The organism is Evtepia sp. (assembly GCF_056797215.1).
Window position 1 is genome coordinate 29,225 of record NZ_JBQILM010000010.1, and the last position, 24,226, is coordinate 53,450.

The window sequence follows — 24,226 nt, forward strand, 5'->3', positions numbered from 1 at the left end:
TTCTGTATTCAGAGTTTGATATAAGACACCTAAAAGAGACAAGGAGGAAGTCGTTATGCTTGGCAACAGCATCAAAAAATTTGCACTCAATCAAGCCTTCTCTTACATTGAGAAGGATCCCATTAAGAACCTGGTCCATGTGATGGACATGATCGACAAATTCGCTGGTGACGGTCCTCAAAGTTTCCCTCGCCAGCGGGCGGCCGTCCGCGAAGCCGTCAGCAATGAGGACGCCACCTCCCACAAGCTGGTGGTGCGGATGATGACAGAAATGGACCTGGGCTTCACGGAAACCCTACTGTCCAACTTCTTCCTCAACGCCAGCATCACCGGCTGGAAGAAGGGTGACGAAATCCGCCAGAAATATGACTGCAACGTCCCCTGGGCCATCCTGTTGGACCCCACCTCCGCCTGTAACCTCCACTGCAAGGGCTGCTGGGCAGCGGAATATGGCAATAAGCTGAACCTGTCTTATGAGGAAATCGACGACATCATCCGCCAAGGCAAGGACATGGGCACTTATTTCTACATCTACACCGGCGGCGAACCCCTGGTGCGGAAGCATGATCTTTTGAAGCTCTGTGAAGCCCACAACGATGCCATCTTTATGTGCTTCACCAATGCCACCCTCATCGACGAGGAGTTTGCCCAGGGCATGGCTAAGGTGAAAAACTTCGTCCCTGTTATCAGCGTGGAGGGTTTTGAGGAGGCCACCGATTCCCGCCGGGGCAACGGCACCTACGCCAAGGTGGTCAAGGCCATGAAACTGCTTAAGGAGCACCGCCTGCCCTTCGGCGTGTCCACCTGCTACACCAGCAACAACGTCAAGGACGTCAGCTCCGAGGCCTATATCGACCAATTGGTGGAGTGGGGCGCATTCTTTGTGTGGTACTTCCACTACATGCCCGTGGGCAAGGACGCCGTGCCTGAGCTCATGCCCACGCCGGAGCAGCGGGAATATATGTATCACCAGATCCGCTCCATGCGCAATACCAAGCCCATCTTCATGATGGACTTCCAGAACGACGGCGAGTATGTGGGTGGCTGCATCGCCGGTGGGCGGCGCTATCTGCACATCAACGCCAACGGCGACTGCGACCCCTGCGTGTTCATCCACTACTCCGACTCCAACATCCGGGAAAAGACCTTGCTGGAAGCCCTGCGCTCCCCCCTGTTTAAGGCCTACCATGACGGGCAGCCCTTCAACGACAACCACCTGCGCCCCTGCCCCATGTTGGAGAATCCTCAGGCCCTGCGGGATATGGTCAACAAAACCCAGTCCGCGTCCACGGACATGGAGTCCCCCGAAACGGTGGAGGAGCTCTGCTCCAAGTGCGATGCCTATGCCGAAAACTGGCGGCCCACCTCTGAAAAGCTCTGGGGCTGTGCCCATGGCTGTGTGAGCTGCGGCGAAACCTAAGGAAGATATTGCACATTTTGTCAAAAAAGTGTATGATACCTTTGGTATGAATACCGGAGGCCTGTCGGGATTCACCCACAGGCCTCCGGTTTTTCCACTTTGTCCCAACTGAGAGGTACGACTATGTCTGCAAATACAAAAGACTACCCCACCCAAGGCCTCACCTCCGCGCAGGTCCAAAAGCGTAGAGACGCCGGCCTGGAGAATACCCCGCCAGAGTCCCCCACCAAGTCCGTACAGCGGATCGTGCTGGAAAACGTCTTTTCCTTCTTCAACCTCATCTTCTTCGTCCTGGCTGGCATTCTCATCGCCGTGGGCTCCTTTGACGAGCTGCTTTTCCTAGGGGTAGTCCTGGCCAACACCGCCATTGGCATTGTCCAGGAACTTCTGTCCAAGAAAAAGCTGGACGAGCTCTCCCTACTCTCCGCCCCTAAATCCCAGGTGATCCGGGACGGCAAGTCCGTTACTGTCCCCACCAGCAGCCTGGTGAAGGACGACCTGGTAGTGCTGGGGGCAGGGAACCAGATCACTGCCGACGCCCAAGTGGTGTCCGGTTCTGTCCAGGTAAACGAATCCCTCATCACCGGTGAATCCGACGAGATCGCCAAAAGCCCAGGGGACACCCTCCTCTCCGGCAGTTTCGTGGTTTCCGGGAAGTGCCGGGCCTGCCTCACCAAGGTGGGGGCAGAATCCTACGCGTCCCAGCTAACCAACGAGGCCAAGAAATCCAAAAAGAGCCATCTGCCCGGCATGATGCGCTCCCTCAACCGCCTGCTCCTGGTCATTGGCATCCTCATCATCCCCATTGGCCTGTTGCTCTTCCACCGGCAGACGGCCCTGCTGGGCCTGTCCGTGAAGGAAGGGGTGGAGACCACCGCCGCTGCCGTCATTGGCATGATCCCGGAGGGGCTGTACCTCCTGGTGAGCGTAGCCTTGGCCACCAGTGTGGCCCGGCTGGCCACCAAGGGCACCCTGGTCCAGGACTTGAAGTGTACAGAGACCTTGGCCCGGGTGGACGTGCTGTGTGTAGACAAGACCGGCACCATCACCCAGCCGGAGATGGCCTATCAGGGCTTGATCCCCCTCAGCCCCGATCTCAGCCAGGAAGCTCTGACCACCGTGCTCTCTGACTTCGTCTCCAACATGGAGCCGGACAACGAGACCATGGTTGCCCTGCAAAAGGCCCTGAAACGGGAGGGGGCCCGGAATGCCGTCCAGGTCCTGGGCTTCTCCTCGGAGACCAAATACAGCGCCGTGGCCTACAATATGGAGGAGTGTTACGTCCTGGGGGCCCCAGAGTTCATCTTAGGAGAGGCCTACGCCCCTTACCGCGCCACCGCCGAAGAGGCCATGGCCGACGGCAGCCGGGTGTTGCTTCTGGCCGCCTGCAAGCCGGGCCCTGACGGCCGGGGCATTGCCTCCCCCAGCGCCTTAGCGTTTGTGTGCCTGAAAAACCCGGTGCGGGAAAAGGCCAAGGAAACCTTTGCGTTTTTCCACCAACAAGGGGTCACGGTAAAGGTGATCTCCGGGGACAATCCCGTTACCGTATCCGCTGCCGCCAAAGAGGCGGGAATCCAGGGCGCGGAGCGCTATGTGGACGCCTCCACCCTGAAAAACTACGAGGATGTGGAGGCCGCCTGCCAGGAATACAACGTCTTTGGCAGGGTGAAACCCAACCAGAAGAAACTACTCATCCAGGCCCTGCAAAAGGCGGGGCATACCGTGGCCATGACCGGAGATGGGGTCAACGACGTGCTGGCCCTCAAGGAGGCTGACTGCTCCATTGCTATGGCCTCCGGCAGCGATGTAGCCGCCCAGATCTCCGACCTGGTGCTGATGAACTCTGACTTCTCCTCCATGCCCGACGTGGTGGCGGAGGGGCGGCGGGTCATCAACAACATTGAGCGCTCCGCCTCCCTCTACCTGGTGAAAAATATCTTCTCCCTGATCCTGGCTGTTATCTCCATCACGGCAGTGTTTTCCTATCCCCTGACCCCCTCTCAGCTCACCTTGATGAGCCTGGTGTCCATTGGCATTCCCTCCTTCGTCCTGGCCTTGGAGCCCAATGAAAACCTGGTCAGTGGACAGTTCCTGCGCAACGCCATCCTCCGGGCTCTCCCGGCGGCGTTTACGGACTTGTTCATCATCATCTTCGTCTTGCTCTTCCAACAGGCGTTCCAAATGGATAACGACCAGATTTCCACCATCACCGCCCTGTTGGTGACCATTGTGGGGTTCTTCATGATTTGGAAGGTAGCCAAGCCGGTAAACCTGCTGCACTTGGGGATGATGGGGGCGTTGATCCTCCTGCTCTTAGTGATCCTCCTCTTCTTCCCCGGCGCGTTCTCCCTGTCCGCCCTGGACTTTGGCAGCTTCCTGGTGTTGACGGTGTTTATCCTCCTGATCCCCTCGGTTATCTGGCTGCTAAACAAGCTGCTGGAAGGCGGCGGCTTGTTGTTCAACCGCGTCAGCGGTGGGAAGTACGCAGAATAATCAAATGCAATACCCCTGCGGCCCCCTCACGAGGAGAAGTGAGGGACCGCAGGGGTTTTTATCGTGTTATGGTACACCTGACCACCGGGACTGTCACCCCAAGGGTGAGCAGCTCCGCCAGGGGGATTGCAAGCCAAACCCCCATGACCTGGAATACCTTTGGCAACGTCAGCAGAAGAACCGTGATCCATCCAAAGGTCCTCAGAAAGGATATGGCCGCGGAGGCCTTTCCCTTGGACAGCGCGGTGAGGCATGCGGAGGCAAAGATATTACAGCCAGAGAAGAGGAACCCAAAGGAAACGATGGAAAAGCCCTCCTTCGTGATGGCAAATACCGCCGCGTTCTCCTTGGCGAACAGCCCCGCAATGGTTTCCCCGCCAAAGAAGGAAAGGAGAAAGACGAAAAGGGACACCACCAGGATACAGCGGAAGCAAAGATAGACGATACTCCTGAGCTGTTTCTCATCCCCACTCCCATAGTGGTAGCTGATCACAGGGGCTACCCCCATAGAAAAGCCAATGGTAAGGGCCGTCAGCAGGAATTGGGCATATATCATCACCGTAACCGCTGCCACGCCATCCTCCCCCAACAGTTTCATCATAGACGCATTGAAGAGAAAGGTGGTGACGGCAGTGGATAATTGGCTGACCAGTTCCGAAGCCCCATTGGAACAGCTTTTCCACAAAACTGCGGCATCTAGTCTCGGCCTACAAAAGTGCAGCTCGCTTCTGCCTGTGAAAAAGAATACCGTCCCCATCAGGGTCGGGATCATAGAGCCGATGCCTGTCCCAAGGGCAGCTCCTTTGATTCCCATTTGCAGAAAGACAAGAAAGAAACCGTCAAAGGCAATGTTCGCAACACCTGCCAGCACAGAGAGGAGCAGACCCAAGGCGGGTTTGCCTGCGGTGACAAACAGGGTTTGATATAAGACCTGCATGATATTCCCCACAGCAAACACCAGTTGTATGGTCAGATAGTCCCTGCAATAGGGAAACAATCGTTCACTGGCCCCCAAGCCCCAGACAATTTCCTCCAAAAAAAGCAGGCCAAGGGCGGTGATGGCCAAGCCTGTGAGCAGTCCCACCAAAATAATCAGAGTAAAATCCTGCCGCGCCTCCCGTACCTTTCCCTGTCCTACCTTCGCCGCAACGATGGCGCTCCCCCCTGCCGCCAGCATGGTCCCCAAGCCCACAATCAGGTTGATCACAGGACAGACAATATTGATGGCGGACAAGGCGTCGGTATGGACAAAACGGGCTACAAAAAATGTATCCGTTATGGTGTACAAGCCCATAAACAGCATCATAATCATGCTTGGCGCTGCAAAGCGCAGCAGGGCCGGCCCGTGAGCCCGCTGGGCCAGGGGGTTGCTGTATACTTCACCCATCGCTGGCTTCCCTCTTGTTTTCCGGAGGAAACACAAAGCGCTGTACCGGATAACCATATTCCACAAGGAGCTCCCGCTCCACAAAGCCCATGCGGCGATATTCCTCCCGGTAGCCCGTATCCGCCCGGTCCCCTGCGCGGAAGGTCGTCACGGTAATCGTCTGGCCCCGCAGCAGTCCATTCGACAGACAGTCAAGAAATCGTTGGGCAAGGCCCTGGTGACGGTATTGGGGATGGATGGCCAGGTAGTCTATGCTCCCAGGTTCAGTGGAAAACCCCATGGCGCCAATCAGCAGCCCGCCATCCCGTAGGATTAGAGCCCTTTCCGACGCGATATACTGCCGCAACCGCGCCCTGTACTCCCCTTGGTCCAGGCAGGGGTAGCCGTCTACTGTGAGACGCACCAGCTCCATCCAGTCCTCCATGTCCTCAGGTCCCGCAAAATGGATTGCCTCCCTTGCACAATCCATACCGGCTGGCAACTCCTTCAAGTGAAGTTCCAGTTGCAGGGGATAAAAGGCCTCTGCCTCCCGAAAGTCCCCAGGGGTCATTTTATACAGCGCTTTGAAGCGCCCTGTAAACGCCTGTTGGCTTTCATAGCCGCTCATTAGGGCAATCTCCAAGATTGGTTTTCTCGAAAAAACCAAAAACTTTGCCGCCTGGGTCAATTGCCGTCTCTGGACATAGTCGTGGACTGTCAGCCCCACTGTCTTGGTAAAACAGCGGTGCAGGTAGAACTTGGAATAGTGCAGCGCGGCCGCCACGGTTTCCAGCTCTAGCTTGCCATTCAGATGGCCCTCGATATAGCGAATGGCCTGGGCCGTAATGTGTGTCTGGTTTTGCATCCAGCTCCCTCCCTTCTAAACGAAAATCATAGCACAAAGGATGGTTCGGGTTTTCATCATCCTTGCTCTATTCTCCCTCCATCCTGAACCCTAGACCTCCCGACACAAGGGAAAGGGCACCTCCCAGCGGGAAGTGCCCTTTCTATGGCTTGATGTTACACGATCCGTTTTTGATTACTTATCGTCGATCTCTCTGACCAGACGGGCGGTGTCACGGGCGATCACCAGCTCCTCGTTGGTGGGGATGAGGAGGATCTTATTGGGGGAGTCGTCGGAGGAAATGATGGCCTCCTTGCCCCGGACGTTGTTCTTCTCCGGGTCGATCTTCAGGCCCAGGAACTCCAAGCCCTCCATGATCCGGGCGCGGAGGGTGGCGGAGTTCTCGCCTACGCCAGCGGTAAAGACCACTGCGTCCACACCGCCCATGGCAGCAGCACAGGAGCCGATGCGCTTGGTGACCTTGAAGCAGAAGATGTCGATGGCCAACTGGGCACGCTCGTTGCCCTCACTGGCAGCAGCTTCCAGGTCGCGGAAGTCGGAGGAGACGCCAGAGACGCCCAGCATACCGGACTCCTTGTTCAGCACGTTCTCCACGCGCTTGGCGGAATAGCCACGCTGGTCTGCGATGTACTCGGTGATGGCAGCGTCGATGGCACCGGCGCGGGTACCCATGGGCAGGCCGTCCTGGGGGGTGAAGCCCATGGAGGTGTCGATGGACTTGCCAAACTTCACGGAACAGGTAGACGCACCGTTGCCCAGGTGGCAAGTAACGATACGCAGTTCCTCAATGGGGCGGCCAATCAACTCGGCAGCCCGCTGGGAGACATACTGGTGGGAGGTGCCGTGGAAGCCGTAGCGGCGGACCTTATTCTCGGTGTACCAACGGTACGGCACAGCGTAGATAAAAGCCTTGGGGGGCATGCTCTGGTGGAACGCGGTGTCGAACACAGCCACCATGGGCTTGTCGGGCAACACATCCATGCAGGCCTCAATACCGGTGATGTTGGCGGGGTTATGGATGGGAGCCAAGGGGATGCAGGCCCGAATGCCACGCATGACCTTGTTGTCGATGATCACAGAGTGGGTGAAGTTCTCACCACCGTGGACGACACGGTGGCCCACAGCGTCGATCTCGTCCATGCTGGTGATGACACCATAGTGGTTGTGCTGGAGGATGTCCAGGACTTCCTTGATGGCGGCCTCATGGTCGGGCATGTCCACATCAGCGTCGAACACGTCCTTGCCGGTGGGGGTGTGCTTCAGGTGGCCGTCGATGCCGATGCGCTCACACAAACCCTTGGCCAGGACTTCTTCGCTGTCGGGATCCAGCAGCTGATACTTCAGGGAAGAGCTGCCTGCGTTGATAACCAGAACTTTCATTGTGGTTTTCACTCCTTATTATGTTAAGATGAATGTCTTGCTTCCCGCGGGGTTTCGGGGTAAACTGTTCATATACTCTTATATCTTATCCCATTCTCTCCAAAAGGACAACTGTTTTTTCCCCCAATTTCAAACTTTTTTCACCGAGGACTTTGTTTATGCATACCATAGGTATCATCGCAGAATACAACCCCTTCCACAGCGGCCACCGCCACCATCTGGACAGCCTCCGCCGGGAATTTCCAAACTGTGCTCTGGTCTGTGTCATGAGCGGCAATTTCGTCCAGCGGGGGGACGCCGCCCTGGCGGACAAATGGACCAGAACCCGGCTGGCTCTGCTGGGGGGCGCGGATCTGATGTTAGAACTCCCCACCCCCTGGGCCATCTCCTCGGCAGAGGCCTTTGCCCGGGGAGGCGTGGCTCTGCTGGACGCCACAGGGGTGGTGGACACCCTCTCCTTTGGCAGCGAGGCGGGGACGCTCCCCCCTTTGAAAGCCGCCGCAGCGGTCTTGGATTCCCCACTCTGGAAGGAGGCCCTTGGAAAGCATCTAGCCCAAGGCCTCCCCTTCCCTGCCGCCCGGCAAAAGGCGGCAGCGGAGTGTTTGGGCCAGGGGGCAGACTGCCTTTCCACCCCCAACAACAACTTGGGGGTGGAATACCTGCGGGCCTTACAGGCCTTGGGCAGCAGCATCCAGCCCCATACCATCCCCCGCCAGGGCGCAGCCCACGACGGGATGGAGCCCAATGCGCTGCACCGCTCGGCCTCCCAGCTCCGTCATGCCCTGCTATCCGGAGACAGCGCCACCCTCGCCCCGTTCCTGGATCCCCAGGATGAGGCGGTTTTACGAAACAATCCCGCCAGCCTGTCCTTCTGCCCCCGCGCTGTCCTGGCCCGGCTGCGGGGGATGCCAGAGGCGGACTTTGCAATGCTCCCGGACTGCGGGGAGGGTCTCGACCGTCTGCTCTACCGGGCTGCCCAGCAGGCCACCTCCCTGGAAACGCTGTACAACATAGTGAAAAGCAAGCGATATACCCATGCCCGCATCCGGCGGCTGGTTCTGTGGGCTTTCCTGGGGCTGACGGAACAAGACCGTCCAGCGCTGCCCCCCTATCTGCGGGTGTTGGGCTTCTCCCCCAGGGGACAGGCGTTGCTGCGGCAGATGAAGGGCCGCGCCACCCTCCCCATCCTGGTAAAGCCCGGCCATATCACCCGGCTATCCCCGGAGGCCCAGCGTCTTTTCCTCTTAGAGGCCCGCTGCACAGGCTTCTATGGCCTGTGCCAGCGGGAATTGGGGCAGATTTCCCAGGAAACGGAGTATCGGACTGGGCCGGTAATCATACCTTAGGGGAAAAAGAAACTCCAACCCACAGGGGCCGGAGTTTCTTTTTGCCATTGAGAACTCAGAACAAGCCAGAAATCCGGCCCAGCTCGTCCACGTCAATCTTCTCCGCAGCGGGTACCTTGGGCAGGCCCGGCATGGTGAGGATATCCCCGGTGAGGGCCACAATAAACCCAGCCCCAGCAGATACCTTCAAGTTCCGCACCGTAACGGTGAAGTTCTCCGGCGCACCCAGAAGGGCGGCGTTGTCAGAGAAGCTATACTGGGTCTTGGCCATACAGATGGGGTAGTTCCCAAAGCCCTGCTCTGTGAGCTGCTTGGCCTGCTTCTTGGCGTTGGGGGTAAGCTCCACCTTGCTGCCCCGATAAATCTTGGTGACAATGGCGGTGAGCTTATCTTCAATGGAGCTCTCCAACGCATAGCTGGGCGTATAGGTCTTGGACTGCTCACACAGCCGGACCACTTCCTCTGCCAGGGCCTTGCCGCCCTCGCCGCCCTTGGCCCAGACCTCGGACAGGGCCACGTTGACCCCCAGCTCCTTGCACTTGCTCTCGATCAGGGCCAGCTCCGCTTCGGTATCTAAGGGGAAGCGGTTGATGGCCACCACACAGGGCAGGCCAAAGACCTTGGTGATGTTCTCCACATGGCGCAGGAGGTTTGGCAGACCCTTTTCCAATGCCTCCAAGTTCTCGGTGCCCAGATCCGCCTTGGCCACGCCGCCATGGTGCTTCAAGGCCCGGACGGTGGCCACCACCACCACAGCATTGGGATTCAGCCCCGCCAGGCGGCACTTGATGTCCAAGAACTTCTCCGCCCCCAGGTCCGCGCCGAAGCCCGCCTCGGTGACGGCATAATCCCCCAGCTTCAAAGCCGCCTTGGTGGCCATGATGGAGTTGCAGCCGTGGGCAATGTTGGCGAAGGGGCCGCCGTGGATGAAGGCAGGGGTGCCCTCTAGGGTCTGGACCAGGTTGGGCTTCAGGGCATCCTTCAGCAGGGCAGTCATGGCCCCCTGGGCTTTCAGGTCCCCGGCGGTAATGGGGGTATCGTCGTAGCGATAAGCCACCACCATACGGCTCAACCGCTCCTTCAAATCAGAGATGGAGGTCGCCAGGCACAGCACCGCCATAACCTCCGAGGCCACGGTGATGTCAAAGCCGTCCTCGCGAGGCACCCCCTGCATCCGGCCCCCCAGGCCGTCCACAATATTTCGGAGCTGCCGGTCGTTCATGTCCACGCAGCGCTTCCAGGTGATCTTCTTCACGTCAATCCCCAGCTGGTTCCCCTGCTGGATGTGGTTGTCCAGCATCGCCGCCAGCAGATTGTTGGCCGCGCCAATGGCGTGGAAGTCCCCGGTGAAGTGGAGGTTGATGTCCTCCATCGGCACCACCTGGGCATAACCGCCCCCGGCGGCACCACCCTTGAGGCCAAACACAGGACCCAGGGAGGGCTCCCGCAGGGCCACCACGGACTTTTTCCCGATCTTCCGCAGGCCATCGGCCAGGCCCACGGTGGTGGTGGTCTTACCCTCCCCGGCGGGGGTGGGGGTGATGGCGGTGACCAGGATCAACTTGCCGTCAGGCTGGTTGGCCTCCCGGAACATATTGTAGTCAATCTTTGCCTTATGGTTTCCATAGAGCTCCAAATACGCTTCGTCCACTCCGGCGGTCTTGGCAACCTCCCGGATATCCTTCATTTCACAGGCCTGGGCAATCTCAATGTCAGTTTTCATGGAAAGTTCTCCTTATTGGTTTCCGCTGGTGGCGCGGAGGGTCACGTCATGGTAGCCGCCCTCCACGATGCTCGTGGCAGACACCAAGGTCAGCTTGGCATCCCGCTGCAAGTCGGGGATGGTAATGACACCGCAGTTGCACATGGTGGACTTCACCTTGTAGAGGCTCTTCTCCACGTTGTCGTGGAGGGACCCGGCGTAGACCACATAGGAATCCACGCCCTCCTCAAAGGCCAGGTCGCTTTTGCCCCCTAGGTCATAGCGCTGCCAGTTCCGGGCCCGGTTGGAACCCTCGCCCCAATACTCCTTCACATACACCCCGTTGACCATGAGCTTGGGGGTGGGGCTCTCGTCGAAGCGGGCGAAGTAACGGCCCAGCATCAGGAAATCCGCCCCCATGGCCAGGGCCAGGGTCATGTGGAAGTCAAAGACGATGCCGCCATCGGAGCAGATGGGCACATAGATGCCTGTCTCCTTGAAATACTCATCCCGTGCCGCTGCCACCTCAATGAGGGCAGTGGCCTGACCCCGGCCAATGCCCTTGGTCTCCCGGGTGATGCAGATGGAGCCGCCGCCGATGCCCACCTTGACGAAGTCCGCCCCGGCGTTGGCCAGGTAGCGGAAGCCCTCCCGGTCCACCACGTTGCCCGCGCCAATCTTAACGCGGTCCCCGTAGTTTTCCCGGATAAAGTCAATGGTTTTCTTCTGCCAGACGGAATATCCCTCGGAAGAGTCGATGCAAAGCACGTCGGCACCGGCCTCCACCAGGGCGGGGACCCGCTGGGCATAATCCCTAGAGTTGATGCCCGCCCCTACCAGATACCGCTTATCGGCGTCCTGAAGGGCCAAGGGATGCTCCTTGTGCTCGGCATAGTCTTTCCGGAATACAAAATAGAGCAGGTGGTCTTCCTCGTCCACCACAGGCAGAGCGTTGAGCTTGTTGTCCCAGATGATATCATTGGCCTCTTTCAAGGTGGTGGAAGACGGGGCGGTGATGAGCTTTTCCCTGGGCGTCATAAATTCCCGAACCGGAACGTCCTCGGTCATACGGGTGACGCGGTAGTCCCGGCTGGTCACCAGGCCTAAGAGCTTCCCGTTGGGGGTAGCGTCCTCGGTGATGGCGATGGTAGAGAAGCCGTTGCGGGCCTTCAGGGCCAGCACGTCCCCCAGGGTGGCGTCGGGGGTGAGGTTGGAAGCGCTGACCACAAAGCCTGCCTTGCTGCTCTTCACCCGGCGGACCATCTCCGCCTCGCTCTCAATGCTCTGGGAGCCGTAGATAAACGCCAACCCGCCCTCTTTTGCCAGGGCGATGGCCAGGGTATCGTCGGACACAGACTGCATGATGGCGGAAACCAGGGGGATATTCAAACGGATGGGGCATTCCTCCTCCCCCTTCCGGTAGCGCACCAGAGGGGTTTCTAGGGAGACGTTGTCTGGGACGCAGTTCTCTGCGGTAAAGCCTGGCACCAGCAGATATTCGCTAAAAGTATGGGAAGGTTCGGAATAGTAAAAAGCCATAGCGTTGCTCCTTTCGTTTTCTCTCTCTTTTTATTTGAAATATTCCACCGCAGAGCGGAAGAGCTTCATGTCATATTCTCCGGGAACGTTGCGGTACAGCCCGGTACCCCAGCGCTCGCTGTGGCCCATCTTACCAAAGACCCGTCCATCGGGGGAGGTGATACCCTCCACGGCAAAGGCGGAATCGTTGGGGTTGCAGCAGATATCCGCTGTGGGCTTGCCCGCCAAGTCCACATACTGGGTGGCGATCTGCCCCTTGGCCGCCAGCTCTTGGAGCAAGGCGTCAGAGGCCAAGAAGCGGCCCTCCCCGTGGGAGATGGGAACGGTGTAGATTTCCCCGGGGGTGGTGTTCATCAGCCAGGGGGACAAGTTGGAAGCCACCCGGGTGCGTACCAGCCGGGACTGGTGGCGGCCAATGGTGTTAAAGCTCAGGGTGGGGCAGTTCTCATCGGTGTCGATGATCTCCCCATAGGGCACCAGCCCCAGCTTAATCAGGGCCTGGAAGCCGTTGCACACCCCCAGCATCAGGCCGTCCCGGTTTTTCAACAGGTCATGGACCTGGTCCTTGATCTTCTCGGCACGGAAGAAGGAGGTAATGAACTTGGCGGAGCCATCGGGCTCGTCGCCCCCGGAAAAGCCGCCGGGGATGAATACAATCTGAGCCTGGGACAACCGCTGGGCCACGTAGTCCACAGACTGGGCGATGGCCTCCGCGCTGCGGTTACGGATGACAACAATCTCCGGTTCCGCTCCTGCGGAACGCATGGCCTTGGCAGCGTCGTACTCACAGTTGGTGCCGGGGAACACAGGGATGAGCACCCGTGGTTTCGCTGCCTGGATGCGGGGCTTCGGCCAGCTCTCCACCGTCTTTTCAAAGGCAGGGATGTTCTCCTTCCCCTGGGAAATGTTGCAGGCATAGATGGGTTCCAGCTTGCTTTCATAGCGCTCCAACAATTCCTGAATGGCAATAGTCTGTCCCCGCCAGGAGAGCATACCGTCCTGGGTGGTAACCCCCAGGGGCAGGCCCACATCCTCTGCCTCGCTGAGCTCCAAAACAAAGGAGCCATAGGCATAGCCAAAGAGCTCGTCCATGGTGCAGCCCTCGTCAAAGCGCAGGCCGATGCCATTCCCCAGAGACATTTTCAGCACCGCTTCTGCCACGCCGCCGTAGGTTGGGGTATAGGCAGAGAGCAGCTTCCCCTTCTTGTTCAGCTTCGCCACGGTCTGGTAGACCTTTTTCAGGGATGCCGCCACCGGCAGCCCGTCCGGGCCATACTCCGGGCAGAGCCAGACCACTGGATGGTCCGCGCCCTTGAACTCCGGGGAAACCACGCTGCCGATGCTGTCCGTGGTCACAGCGAAGGACACCAACGTAGGCGGCACGTGGAGCTCCTCAAAGCTGCCGCTCATGGAGTCCTTCCCGCCGATGGCGGCAATCTCCAACTCCCGCTGGGCCCGGAAGGCACCCAGCAGGGCCGCCAAGGGCTTGCCCCAGCGCTGGGGGTCCTTCCCCAAGCGTTCAAAATACTCCTGGAAGCTCAAATAGCTGTCTTTCAGAGAGGCACCGGTGGCCACCAGCTTGGACACAGATTCCACCACCGCCAGGTAAGCCCCGTGGTAGGGGCTCTTTTCCGTAATGTAGGGGTTGTATCCCCAGGCCATCAGGGAGCAGGTATCGGTATCCTTCTCCTCCATGGAGATTTTATGCACCATAGCCTGGGCGGGGGTGAGCTGATGCTTTCCGCCAAAGGGCATGAGCACGGTGCCGCTGCCGATGGTGGAGTCGAAGCGCTCACTGAGGCCCCGTTTGGAGCAGACATTCAAATCCTCCGCCAATTCCAAATAGCCTTTTTTGAAGTCCCGCACCTGCTCCTTTAGGATGGACTCCGGCTGGGCGGTGACGGCGGTGACGTGCTTTTCCACCCCGTTGGTATCCAGGAAAGCCCGGGAGATGTCCACGATATTCTTCCCATTCCACTGCATGGTCAGGCGGCCCTTGCCGGTGACGGTGGCCACCACAGTGGACTCCAAGTTCTCCTGGTCCGCCAGCTCCTGGAAGCGGGGGGCATCCTTGGCCTCCACCACCACAGCCATACGCTCCTGGGATTCGCTGATGGCCAGCTCCGTGCCGTCCAAGCCCTCGTACTTCTTGGGGACCTTATTCAAATCAATTTCCAGGCCTTCCGCCAGCTCCCCAATGGCCACGGATACGCCGCCGGCGCCGAAGTCGTTGCAGCACTTGATAAGCCGGGAGGCCTCTGGGTTGCGGAACAGCCGTTGGAGCTTGCGCTCCTCCGGGGCGTTGCCCTTCTGGACCTCCGCCCCGCAGGACTCCAAGGACTCCGTGGTGTGGGACTTAGAGGAACCGGTGGCCCCGCCGCAGCCGTCCCGGCCGGTGCGGCCGCCCAGAAGGATCACCACGTCCCCCGGCTCCGGCCTCTCCCGGCGGACATTCTCTGCCGGTGCAGCCGCGATCACCGCGCCGATCTCCATACGCTTGGCGGCATAGCCAGGGTGGTAGAGCTCGTCCACCTGCCCGGTGGCCAGACCGATCTGGTTGCCGTAGGAGCTGTAGCCTGCGGCGGCCTTGGTGACAATGGTGCGCTGGGGCAGCTTCCCCGCCATGGTCTGGTCCAGGGGGGTGAGGGGATCTGCCGCGCCGGTGAGGCGCATAGCGGCATAGACGTAGGAGCGCCCGGACAGGGGGTCACGGATGGCCCCACCTACACAGGTGGCCGCGCCGCCAAAGGGCTCGATCTCTGTGGGGTGGTTGTGGGTCTCGTTCTTAAAGAGGAGGAGCCAGTCCTCCTTCCCCTGGGGGGTGTCCACCTTGATCTTGACGGTACAGGCGTTGACCTCCTCAGACTCGTCCAGCCTTGGCATCTTCCCCTGCTTTTTTAGATACTTGGCAGCGATGGTGCCGATGTCCATGAGATTGATGGGCTTGGTGCGGTTTAGGCGCTTGCGCACCCCCAAATAGTCCTCATAGGTCTGTTGGAGGATGGGGCTCTCAAACTTAACCTCGTCGATGGTGGTGAGGAAGGTGGTGTGGCGGCAGTGGTCGGACCAATAGGTGTCGATGACCCGCAGTTCAGTGATGGTGGGGTCCCTGCCCTCATCCCGGAAATAGTCCCGGCAAAAGCGCAGGTCGTCCACGTCCATGGCAAGGCCCTGCTCTGCCACCATCTTCTCCAAGGCCGCTTCGTCCAGCGTCCGGAAGCCCTCCAAGGTGGCCACGGTCTCTGGAATCTCGTAGACCATCGCCAGGGTGTCAAAGGGCTCCAAGGCTGCTTCCCTGGATTCCACAGGGTTGATGAGGTACTTTTTAATGGCCGCGATCTCCTCCCCGCTGAGCTTGCCCAGAAGCTGATAGACCCGTGCGGAACGGACCAAGGGCCGCTCCCCCTGGGAGAGGATTTGGATACACTGGGCAGCGGAGTCCGCCCGCTGGTCAAACTGGCCGGGGAGATACTCCACAGCAAAGACCACGCCGCCCTCTGGAAGCTGTGTACTTACCTGGTCCAGCTGGGGTTCAGAGAGGATGGTTTTGACGCTGTAGTCAAAGAGCTCCGGTGTGATATTTTCCACGTCATAGCGGTTATAAAGGCGCAGGCCTTCCAGCGTTTCAATCCGCAGGAGGGTGCGCAGGTCGCCCAGCAGGGCTTCCGCCTCTGTGGCGAGCCCTGGGCGCTTTTCTACATAAACCCGATATACCATGATTACTCAACCTCTTTATTTCACGTTTCCGCCCGCAGGGCCCGGGCGCCGATGTCCTTGCGGCAATAGGCATTTTCAAAGGTCACCCGGGCCGCCTGGGCGTAGGCCTGATCAATGGCCTCCTGGAGACTGTCCCCCAGGGCAGTGACCCCCAGGACGCGGCCCCCAGAGGTTTTCAGCACCCCGTCCTCCAGCTTGGCCCCGGCCACATAGACCTGGGCATCCAAATCCTCTGGGATGGTGATGGGGAAACCCGTCTCGTACTTCTTGGGATAGCCTTGGCTGGCCAGCACCACACAGCAGGCATGCTTGCCGCTGAACTTCACCTGGGTCTCCGCCAAAGTCCCTTTGGCAGTGGCCTCCATTACAGTGAGCAAGTCGCTTTCCAGCAGAGGCAGAACCACCTGGGTCTCCGGGTCGCCAAAACGGCAGTTGTATTCAATGACCTTGGGCCCCTGCTCCGTGAGCATCAGGCCGAAGTACAGGCAGCCCTTGAAGGGACGGCCCTCAGCGTTCATGGCCTCCATGGTGGGGAGGAAAATCTCCTTCATGCACCGCGCTGCCATCTCCTCGGTGTAGTAGGGATTGGGGGCCACAGTGCCCATGCCGCCGGTGTTGGGGCCAGTGTCCCCATCCCCGATGCGCTTGTGGTCCATGGAGGACACCATGGGCACCAGCACTTTCCCATCGGTAAAGGAAAGCACGGAGACCTCCGGGCCGGTGAGGAATTCCTCAATGACCACGTGGCTGCCGCTGTCCCCAAAGACCTTATCCTCCATACAGGCCCGGACGGCCGCCTCGGCCGCCTCCCGGGTTTCCGCAATGGTGACGCCCTTGCCCAGAGCCAGGCCGTCGGCCTTCACCACCGTGGGGATGGGGGCGGTTTTCAGATATTCCAACGCCGCCGTCAGGTCGTCAAAGGTCTCATAGGCCGCGGTGGGGATGTTATACTTCCGCATCAAATTCTTGGAAAAGACCTTGCTGCCCTCCAAAATGGCGGCGGCCCGATTGGGGCCGAAGCAGGGGATACCCACCCCTTCCAGCAGGTCCACACAGCCCAAAACCAGGGGGTCATCGGGGGCCACCACGGCAAAGTCGATGGCCTCCTTTTGCGCAAAGTCCCGGATGGCCTCTAGGTCCTTGGCCCCGATGCCAGTGCAGTGGGCGTCGGCGGCGATGCCGCCGTTGCCGGGGGCGGCGTAAATCTCCGTGGCACGGGGGCTCTTCTTTAGGCTCTTAATGATGGCGTGCTCCCGCCCACCGCCGCCTACGACAAGTATTTTCACAGAAACGTCCTCCTTTTGTCAGTGGTGGAACAGGCGCATACCCGTAAAGGCCATGACCATATTGTACCGGTTGGCAGTGTCGATCACGTGGTCGTCCCGGATGGAACCGCCGGGCTCCACGATGTAGGATGTGCCGGACTTCCTAGCCCGTTCCACGTTGTCGCCAAAGGGGAAGAAGGCGTCGCTGCCCACGGTCACGCCGGTCTGGGTGGCGATCCACGCCTTTTTCTCCTGGGCGGTGAGGGGCTCCGGACGGGTCTTGAAGGTCTGCTCCCACACACCGGGGCGAAGAATGTCCTCATACTCGTCGGAGAGATAGATGTCAATGGCGTTGTCCCGGTCCGGACGGCGGATGCCATCCACAAAGTCCAGGGCCAAGGTCTTGGGATGCTGGCGCAGATACCAGTTGTCCGCCTTATTCCCCGCCAGACGGGTACAGTGGATACGGCTCTGCTGGCCGGCACCCACACCGATGGCTTGTCCATCCTTCACGTAGCAGACGGAGTTAGACTGGGTGTATTTCAACGTGATGAGGGCCACGATCATGTCCCGCTTGGCTCCGTCGGGCAAGTCCTTGTTCTCTGTGACCAAGTTTTCCAACAGGCTCTCGTCCACCTTGTAGTTGTTGCGGCCCTGCTGGAAGGTGATTCCGAACACGTCCTTGCGCTCCTGGGGCGCGGGAATGTAGGCGGGGTCAATCTTGACGATGTTATAGCCGCCTTTCTTCTTCCCTTTCAAAAGCTCCAACGCTTCGGGGGTGTAATCCGGGGCGATGATGCCATCGGAGACCTCCCCTTTCAAATAGGCGGCGGTGGCGGCATCGCAGGTGTCGCTGAGGGCCGCCCAGTCGCCATAAGAGCACAGGCGGTCCGCCCCCCGGGCCCGGATGTAGGCACAGGCAATGGGCGTCAGCTCTGCGTCAGGCTCTACAAAGTAGATGGCCCGGTCTGTATCGCTCAAGGGCAGGCCCACCGCCGCCCCGGCGGGGGACACATGCTTGAAGGAGGCCGCCGCGGGCAGGCCTGTGGCCTCCTTTAGCTCCTTCACCAGCTGCCAAGAGTTAAAGGCATCCAAGAGGTTGATATACCCCGGCCGTCCGTTGAGGACCTCAATGGGCAGGTCCCGGCCGTCGCTGACGGAAATGCTGGCGGGCTTTTGGTTGGGGTTACAGCCGTATTTCAGTTCCAATTCTTTCATGTATTCTTCTCCCCTGCTTCCAGATGCTTATTGCGGATGATTTCCCGATAGTCCCCGGTGGCCCGATCTGTGAAGCGGACGTAGAGGGAGATTTTATTGGCCTCATTGAGGTTGTCCCAGATCATCCCGGCAAATTCCTCCAACGTCCCCTGGATGGCCACCCGCTCCGGCTCCCCCTGGAAGGTGGGGATGGGGTTGCCATCGGTGACATAGGTGTGGAGGAAGTGCCCCACACCGGGGAGTCCGGGATACTCGAAGGTATAGCGGGCGCAGCCACTTCCCTGGGCGTCGGCGCTTTTCAGGATGGACAGCTTATAGCTGCCATCCGGGGACAACAGGCCGGAAATCCGGGGGGTCCAGTTGGGGCCGTCGGGCTCAAATTCCCGGGTACGCAAGGCCTGTTCAAAGGGCAGGCCCTGTTCCAAAAAGTCCCGGATGGTGTCCGTCTGGTCCCCATTGGTGACCACAAGCCCCCGGCCGAACTGCCGCACAGGATGGTAGATGATCAGGCTGGGGTCCTCCAATTTGGCGGGGTCATGGGCCTGGGTGCGGATGCCGTCGGGCTCTTTTACAAAAATCCGGTTGCGGCTGTTCTCGCTGCGGCCCATGATGAAATAGGCCGCCACGTTCTGGCTCCCGTCCGCCGTCTGGCCCAGGACGATGCCCCGGCCAGGATAGGGGTTTCCGGAGAGCAGCGCGTTCAGCGCGTGGTTCTCATATCCATTCATTTTTCTTTCCCTTTCCCGATCTCTTCCGATACCATCTGGGCAGCTTGGGGCAGGAGCTTCCACTCCGCCTGCTCCATCACCCGGCGCTGCAAGGTCTCTGGGGTATCCCCCGGCTGGATTTCCACCGCCTTTTGCAGGAGGATTTCTCCTCCGTCAGGCACCTCGTTGACAAAGTGGACGGTGGCGCCGGTGACCTTCACCCCATACTCCAAGGCGGCCTCGTGAACCTTCAGGCCATAAAAACCCTTCCCGCAAAATGCGGGGATCAGGGAGGGGTGGACGTTTAGGATACGCCTGGGCCACTGGCAGGTGAAGTCCTCACTGAGGATGCTCATGAAGCCTGCCAGGACGATCAGCTCCACGCCATGGTCTGCCAGGGCCTTGGAGATGGCCGCCTCAAAGGCCTCCTGGCTGCCCAATTCCTTGCGGCTGCACACAATGCCGGGAACCCCCGCCTGCTCTGCCCGGGTGAGGGCATAGGCCTTGGGGTTGCTGGAAACGACCAGCACAATTTCCCCGGCGGTGAGCAGGCCGCTTTTCTGGGCGTCCAACAGGGCTTGCAGGTTGGTGCCGCCGCCGGAGACCAGCACGGCAAGTTTCGTCTTTACCATAGCTCCACGCCCTGGTCCCCGGCCACAATCTCACCCAGGCGCGCAGGCTTCTCGCCCAGAGCTTCCAGGGTGGCCATGGCCTTGTCCGCCTGGGCAGCAGGCACCACCACGGTCATGCCAATGCCCATGTTGAAGGTGTTGAACATCTCCCGCCGGGGGATATTGCCCTTGGACTGGATCAACTCGAAGATGGGCAGGACGGGCACGTCGCTTTCCTTGATCTTCGCCGTCATCCCCTTGGGCAGGCTCCGGGGGATGTTTTCATAGAAGCCGCCGCCCGTGATATGGGAGACGGACTTGATGTCCACCTCTTCCATCAGGGCCAGAATGGATTTCACATAGATGCGGGTGGGGGTGAGCAGGGTTTCTCCCAAGGAGGCCCCTCCCAGCTCTGCCACAGGCGCTTTCAAGTCACAGTGCTCCACATCCAGCACCTTCCGCACCAGGGAGAAGCCATTGGAGTGAACCCCGGAGGAAGGCAGGCCGATGATTGCGTCCCCCGGCTGGATGGTGGTCTTATCAAACACCTTAGCCCGGTCTACCACCCCCACAGAAAAACCCGCCAGGTCGTATTCATCCACCGGATAGAAGCCGGGCATCTCCGCCGTCTCCCCGCCGATGAGGGCAGCCCCTGCCTGGACGCAGCCCTCGGCCACGCCGGAAACGATACCGGCAATCTTCTCCGGCAGGTTTTTCCCGCAGGCGATATAGTCCAGGAAAAACAGCGGCTTGGCTCCGCAGCAGATGATATCGTTGACACACATGGCCACACAGTCAATGCCCACAGTGTCGTGCTTATCCATCAGGAACGCCAATTTCAGCTTGGTACCCACACCATCGGTGCCGCTGACCAGCACCGGCTGGGTGATGCCTGTGAGGTCCAGGGCGAACAGGCCTCCGAAGCCTCCAATATCCCCCACCGCTCCGGCGGTCATGGTCTTGGCGATGTGGGTTTTCATCAACTCCACCGCTTTGTACCCGGCGGTGATATCCACCCCGGCGGCGGCATAACTGTCAGAGTGAGACTGCATATACACTACCTCGCTTTCTTTTGATCAAAGGGCTTACATTCTCGCTTATTCTTTCCCGCTCCAGCAATAGGTACACAGGCTGCACTCCGGCAGGCCGATGGCTTCCACCAGGCCGTCCAGAGACTGGAAGCCCAGGGAGGTGAAGTGCATCTCGTCACAGATGGCCTGGCGCAGCTTCTTCCCCCGCTCTGTGGAGCCATCAGAATACTCCTTGGTGTGCTTCAAGCCCTCTTCCCCCTCTAGCTCCACAATGATCCGGCGGGCGAGAAGCTCCATCTCCGACTTGCTGCTAGAGAAGTTCAGGTACTTACAGCCAAAGATGATGGGGGGACAGGCGGAGCGAATGTGGACCTCCTTGGCCCCGTTCTCATAGAGGAATTCCACCGTCTCCCGAAGCTGAGTCCCCCGGACGATGCTGTCGTCCACCAAGAGCAGTTTCTTGTCCTCAATGAGCTCCGGCACGGGAATCTGCTTCATCTTCGCCACCCGGTTGCGCTCCCGCTGGTTGCTGGGCATAAAGCTCCGGGGCCAGGTGGGGGTATATTTGATAAAGGGACGTCCAAAGGGCGTTTTACTGGCGTTGGCATAGCCGATGGCGTGGGGGGTGCCGGAGTCGGGAACCCCGCTGACGTAGTCCAACTCCTGGGCAATGCCCTGCTCCTGGTCGGCCCGGGCCAAAATCTCCCCGTTGCGATAGCGCATCATCTCCACATTGATGCCCTCGTAGTTGGAGTTGGGGTAGCCATAATAGGTCCACAGGAAGGCACAGACCTTCAGCTCATCCCCCGGGGGCAACAAGGTCTCCCACCCTTCTGGGGTGACTTTAACCACCTCCGCCGGGCCCAGCTCATAGGCATCGTGGTAGCCCATTTTCTGGTAGGCAAAGGTCTCGAAGGAGATGCAGCAGCCCTCGTCGTCCTGTCCAATGTGGATGGGCAGGCGGCCGTAACGGTCCCGCCCGGCGATGAGGCCGTCCTTGGTCATCACCAGCACGGAAACGGTCCCCTCCACCACCATCTGAGCATAACGGATGCCCTCGGCGATGGAGTCCCGCTGGCTGATGAGGGCCGCTACCAGTTCGTTGGAGTTCACCCGTCCGCCGCTCATGGCCTCAAAGTGGCCATCCTCCGTCTGAAGCAAGCCCTGGATCAAGTGCTCCTCGTTTTTGATGACCCCTACCACGCAGATGGCAAAGGTGCCGTGGATGGAGCGCACCAGAAGGGGCTGGGGGTCCGTGTCGCTGATGCTGCCGATGCAGACCTTCCCCTTCAGTTCCCCCAGGGCCTTGTCAAACTTGGTGCGGAAGGGGGCGTTCTCAATGTTGTGAATCTCCCGCTGAAAGCCTAACTCCGGGTCCCAGGCCGCCATGCCCCCCCGGCGGGTGCCGAGATGGGAGTGGTAGTCCGTGCCAAAAAATACGTCCATTACAATGTCGCGCTTGGAAATTGCGCCGCAGAATCCGCCCATTGTGTTCCTCGCTTTCCTTTATTGGTTATATTTTTTCTCTACATCGGCGCTCTTTTTCAGGACCGTCTCCTGCTCCGCCGCCCGGCTGGCCTGAAGCTTGTCCGCCAGAGCCGTGTCCTCGATGGCCAACATCTCCACCGCCAGCAGAGCCGCGTTGGCCGCGCCGTCGATGGCCACCGTGGCCACGGGGATGCCCGTGGGCATCTGGACAGTGGAGAGCAGCGCGTCCAGCCCGTCCAAAGTAGAGGACTTCACTGGGATGCCGATCACCGGCAGGGTGGTCCCTGCTGCCATGGCCCCGGCCAGGTGGGCCGCTTTCCCCGCAGCGGCAATGATGACGCCAAACCCCTTTTCCCGGGCACTGCGGGCAAAGTCCCCGGCCTGCTGGGGGGTGCGGTGGGCAGAGTAGACATGGACCTCATAGGGAACACCGTATTCCTTGAGCTTATCCATAGCCTTTTCCACAACGGGCAGGTCGCTGTCGCTGCCCATAATGATCCCAACTTTTTTCATAATACCCATCCTCTCTTCTCTCATGTGTACGGCGGCAGGGCTTTGAAATGGAAAATGGCAGTCCAATTCCCGTTCCTTCAGAAAATTGAACTGCCCAGACGGTCGGCAAAACGCTGTCACTTTTGCTCCCCGTGGTTCCACCACTTCCGTCAGTCACAAAAAGCGTCCATTATTTTTTTGTCCTGCCATATAGGTTTTCTGTCTTTTTCATTATACTATATCTTCTCCTATTGCGCAAGCGGAGAAATGGAAGCCATGCCCTGGGAAAGTAAAAAAATCATCCGCAGGACGGTAGACCCGTCCTGCGGATGGCAGACTTATTCCTCTGTGTTCTTCTTGGTAAAGTGCTCCTTGGTCACTTTTACGATGACAGGAGACAGAAGCAGAATCGCGATCAGGTTGGGGATCGCCATGAGGCCGTTGAGGGTATCCGCGATAGCCCAAGCCAAATCCAGAGACATGGTAGCGCCCACGATCACGAACAGGATGAAAACGATCTGATAGGGCTTGATGGCCTTGGGCCCAAGGATGAACTCCAAGCAGCGGGAACCATACAGAGACCAGCTCAGCACGGTAGAGAACGCGAACAGGGTCAGGCCAATGGCGATGACCAGGGTACCGGCCTTGTCGCCAAAGACGGTGCCCAGGGCAGCGGCGTTCAGGCCAGTGTCGCCCTGGACGCCAAAGTTCAGGTCCAGGTTCGCACCCTTGGCAGCGCACAGGAGGCACAGACCAGTGAGGGTGCAGATGACGATGGTGTCCATGAACACTTCAAAGATGCCATACAGGCCCTGCTTCACAGGGTCAGTTTCAGAAGTGGTCGCGTGGGCGATGGGCGCGGAGCCCAAGCCAGCCTCGTTGGAGAACACGCCGCGCTTCACGCCCCACATAACCACCATCATGGCCGAGCCAACCGCGCCGCCGGTAACACCCTCAGGGCTGAACGCACCTGCAAAGATGTCGTGGAACACTTCGCCCAGAGTGCCGGCGTGATAAATCAGCACGATAATACAGGCAATGATGTACACCACAGCCATGAAGGGCACCAGCTTCTCCGTAACACTGCCCAGGCGCTTCACGCCGCCCAGGATGACGATACCCACCAGGACAGCCAAGACAATGCCCAGCACCAGGTTCAGGGTCTTTGCTCCATCTGCGCTAAAGCTGGGGTCAAATGCCTTCACCACGTTGCCGATGGAGGAGGTGATGTTGCCCACCTGGGTGGCGTTGCCGATGCCGAAGGAAGCCAGCGCACCGAAAATACAGAAGATAACACCCAGCCACTTCCAGTTTTTGCCCAGGCCGTTCTTGATGTAATACATGGGGCCGCCGACCCAGTCGCCATACTGGTTGCGCTCACGGTATTTGACCGCCAGCATAACCTCGGAGTACTTGGTCACCATGCCGATGAGGGCGGTGATCCACAACCAGAAGATGGAACCGGCACCGCCCAGGGTGATGGCGGTGGTGATGCCGGCGATATTACCGGTACCCACCGTCCCAGCCAGGGCGGTGGACATGGCCTGGAAGGGCGTAATCTCACCCTCGCCGGCCTCTTGCTTTTT

The 24,226-nt window shown here is 59.5% G+C and carries 17 protein-coding genes and 1 riboswitch; of the genes, 3 read left to right on the plus strand and 14 right to left on the minus strand.

Annotated features, from left to right (window positions below):
• Positions 1-55 precede the first annotated feature (55 nt).
• Both ACTOZL_RS03685 and ACTOZL_RS03690 read left to right on the plus strand, forming a co-directional pair.
• Positions 56-1,420: a radical SAM protein gene (locus ACTOZL_RS03685; protein ID WP_482476733.1), complete on the plus strand. Its 1,365-nt coding sequence runs from the start codon at positions 56-58 to the stop codon at positions 1,418-1,420.
• Between the two features lie 123 nt (positions 1,421-1,543).
• Positions 1,544-3,913: an HAD-IC family P-type ATPase gene (locus ACTOZL_RS03690; protein ID WP_482476734.1), complete on the plus strand. Its 2,370-nt coding sequence runs from the start codon at positions 1,544-1,546 to the stop codon at positions 3,911-3,913.
• Positions 3,914-3,971: 58 nt separating this feature from the next.
• On the opposite strand, the gene ACTOZL_RS03695 is transcribed toward ACTOZL_RS03690, so the two are convergent.
• The 3 genes from ACTOZL_RS03695 to ACTOZL_RS03705 form a co-directional block, all read right to left on the minus strand.
• Entirely contained in the window at positions 3,972-5,300 is a 1,329-nt protein-coding gene (locus tag ACTOZL_RS03695) for an MATE family efflux transporter (protein WP_482476735.1), read from the minus strand.
• A complete protein-coding gene (locus tag ACTOZL_RS03700; RefSeq protein ID WP_482476736.1) occupies positions 5,293-6,144 on the minus strand; it encodes a GNAT family N-acetyltransferase in 852 nt (283 codons plus the stop codon). The genes ACTOZL_RS03695 and ACTOZL_RS03700 overlap by 8 nt, the downstream gene beginning before the upstream one ends.
• A gap of 174 nt (positions 6,145-6,318) precedes the next feature.
• A complete protein-coding gene (locus tag ACTOZL_RS03705) occupies positions 6,319-7,524 on the minus strand; it encodes an acetate/propionate family kinase (protein WP_482476737.1) in 1,206 nt (401 codons plus the stop codon).
• A gap of 158 nt (positions 7,525-7,682) precedes the next feature.
• Between ACTOZL_RS03705 and ACTOZL_RS03710 the strand changes: the two genes are divergently transcribed.
• Positions 7,683-8,870 carry a tRNA(Met) cytidine acetate ligase gene (locus ACTOZL_RS03710; RefSeq protein WP_482476738.1) on the plus strand — a complete coding sequence of 396 codons (1,188 nt, stop codon included), beginning with the start codon at positions 7,683-7,685 and terminating at the stop codon, positions 8,868-8,870.
• A gap of 55 nt (positions 8,871-8,925) precedes the next feature.
• Here ACTOZL_RS03710 and ACTOZL_RS03715 read toward each other — a convergent pair whose 3' ends face one another.
• The 11 genes from ACTOZL_RS03715 to ACTOZL_RS03765 form a co-directional block, all read right to left on the minus strand.
• Positions 8,926-10,593, minus strand: a complete 1,668-nt coding sequence (locus ACTOZL_RS03715) for a formate--tetrahydrofolate ligase (RefSeq protein WP_482476739.1) — start codon at positions 10,591-10,593, stop codon at positions 8,926-8,928.
• Positions 10,594-10,605: 12 nt separating this feature from the next.
• Positions 10,606-12,111, minus strand: a complete 1,506-nt coding sequence (locus ACTOZL_RS03720) for an IMP dehydrogenase (RefSeq protein WP_482476740.1) — start codon at positions 12,109-12,111, stop codon at positions 10,606-10,608.
• Between the two features lie 30 nt (positions 12,112-12,141).
• Positions 12,142-15,828, minus strand: a complete 3,687-nt coding sequence (locus ACTOZL_RS03725; RefSeq protein WP_482476741.1) for a phosphoribosylformylglycinamidine synthase — start codon at positions 15,826-15,828, stop codon at positions 12,142-12,144.
• 20 nt (positions 15,829-15,848) lie between these two features.
• The gene (purD, locus tag ACTOZL_RS03730; RefSeq protein WP_482476742.1) at positions 15,849-17,114 is read right to left on the minus strand and encodes a phosphoribosylamine--glycine ligase; all 1,266 of its coding nucleotides are present in this window, start codon (positions 17,112-17,114) and stop codon (positions 15,849-15,851) included.
• Positions 17,115-17,132: 18 nt separating this feature from the next.
• Positions 17,133-18,311, minus strand: coding sequence for a phosphoribosylaminoimidazolecarboxamide formyltransferase (locus ACTOZL_RS03735; RefSeq protein ID WP_482476743.1), 1,179 nt, complete (start codon positions 18,309-18,311; stop codon positions 17,133-17,135).
• Positions 18,308-19,039, minus strand: a complete 732-nt coding sequence (locus ACTOZL_RS03740; RefSeq protein WP_482476744.1) for an IMP cyclohydrolase — start codon at positions 19,037-19,039, stop codon at positions 18,308-18,310. The genes ACTOZL_RS03735 and ACTOZL_RS03740 overlap by 4 nt, the downstream gene beginning before the upstream one ends.
• The gene (gene purN, locus ACTOZL_RS03745) at positions 19,036-19,650 is read right to left on the minus strand and encodes a phosphoribosylglycinamide formyltransferase (RefSeq protein ID WP_482476745.1); all 615 of its coding nucleotides are present in this window, start codon (positions 19,648-19,650) and stop codon (positions 19,036-19,038) included. The genes ACTOZL_RS03740 and purN overlap by 4 nt, the downstream gene beginning before the upstream one ends.
• Entirely contained in the window at positions 19,644-20,681 is a 1,038-nt protein-coding gene (purM, locus tag ACTOZL_RS03750) for a phosphoribosylformylglycinamidine cyclo-ligase (protein WP_482476746.1), read from the minus strand. The genes purN and purM overlap by 7 nt, the downstream gene beginning before the upstream one ends.
• A gap of 45 nt (positions 20,682-20,726) precedes the next feature.
• Positions 20,727-22,148 carry an amidophosphoribosyltransferase gene (locus ACTOZL_RS03755; RefSeq protein ID WP_482476747.1) on the minus strand — a complete coding sequence of 474 codons (1,422 nt, stop codon included), beginning with the start codon at positions 22,146-22,148 and terminating at the stop codon, positions 20,727-20,729.
• Between the two features lie 18 nt (positions 22,149-22,166).
• A complete protein-coding gene (gene purE, locus ACTOZL_RS03760) occupies positions 22,167-22,661 on the minus strand; it encodes a 5-(carboxyamino)imidazole ribonucleotide mutase (RefSeq protein WP_482476748.1) in 495 nt (164 codons plus the stop codon).
• 85 nt (positions 22,662-22,746) lie between these two features.
• A riboswitch (ZMP/ZTP riboswitch) is annotated at positions 22,747-22,828 on the minus strand.
• 150 nt (positions 22,829-22,978) lie between these two features.
• The coding region (locus tag ACTOZL_RS03765; protein ID WP_482476749.1) for an alanine/glycine:cation symporter family protein at positions 22,979-24,226 on the minus strand (1,248 nt) is incomplete at its 5' end.

Excerpts from the sequence above, each read along its gene's own strand:
- ACTOZL_RS03690 (WP_482476734.1), top strand. The coding sequence starts at position 1,544 with ATGTCTGCAAATACAAAAGACTACCCCACCCAAGGCCTCACCTCCGCG.
- purN (WP_482476745.1), bottom strand. The coding sequence starts at position 19,650 with ATGGTAAAGACGAAACTTGCCGTGCTGGTCTCCGGCGGCGGCACCAAC.
- ACTOZL_RS03710 (WP_482476738.1), top strand. The coding sequence starts at position 7,683 with ATGCATACCATAGGTATCATCGCAGAATACAACCCCTTCCACAGCGGC.
- ACTOZL_RS03735 (WP_482476743.1), bottom strand. The coding sequence starts at position 18,311 with ATGAAAGAATTGGAACTGAAATACGGCTGTAACCCCAACCAAAAGCCC.
- ACTOZL_RS03720 (WP_482476740.1), bottom strand. The coding sequence starts at position 12,111 with ATGGCTTTTTACTATTCCGAACCTTCCCATACTTTTAGCGAATATCTG.
- ACTOZL_RS03685 (WP_482476733.1), top strand. The coding sequence starts at position 56 with ATGCTTGGCAACAGCATCAAAAAATTTGCACTCAATCAAGCCTTCTCT.
- purM (WP_482476746.1), bottom strand. The coding sequence starts at position 20,681 with ATGCAGTCTCACTCTGACAGTTATGCCGCCGCCGGGGTGGATATCACC.
- ACTOZL_RS03705 (WP_482476737.1), bottom strand. The coding sequence starts at position 7,524 with ATGAAAGTTCTGGTTATCAACGCAGGCAGCTCTTCCCTGAAGTATCAG.
- ACTOZL_RS03725 (WP_482476741.1), bottom strand. The coding sequence starts at position 15,828 with ATGGTATATCGGGTTTATGTAGAAAAGCGCCCAGGGCTCGCCACAGAG.
- purE (WP_482476748.1), bottom strand. The coding sequence starts at position 22,661 with ATGAAAAAAGTTGGGATCATTATGGGCAGCGACAGCGACCTGCCCGTT.
- ACTOZL_RS03715 (WP_482476739.1), bottom strand. The coding sequence starts at position 10,593 with ATGAAAACTGACATTGAGATTGCCCAGGCCTGTGAAATGAAGGATATC.
- ACTOZL_RS03755 (WP_482476747.1), bottom strand. The coding sequence starts at position 22,148 with ATGGGCGGATTCTGCGGCGCAATTTCCAAGCGCGACATTGTAATGGAC.
- ACTOZL_RS03740 (WP_482476744.1), bottom strand. The coding sequence starts at position 19,039 with ATGAATGGATATGAGAACCACGCGCTGAACGCGCTGCTCTCCGGAAAC.
- ACTOZL_RS03700 (WP_482476736.1), bottom strand. The coding sequence starts at position 6,144 with ATGCAAAACCAGACACACATTACGGCCCAGGCCATTCGCTATATCGAG.
- ACTOZL_RS03695 (WP_482476735.1), bottom strand. The coding sequence starts at position 5,300 with ATGGGTGAAGTATACAGCAACCCCCTGGCCCAGCGGGCTCACGGGCCG.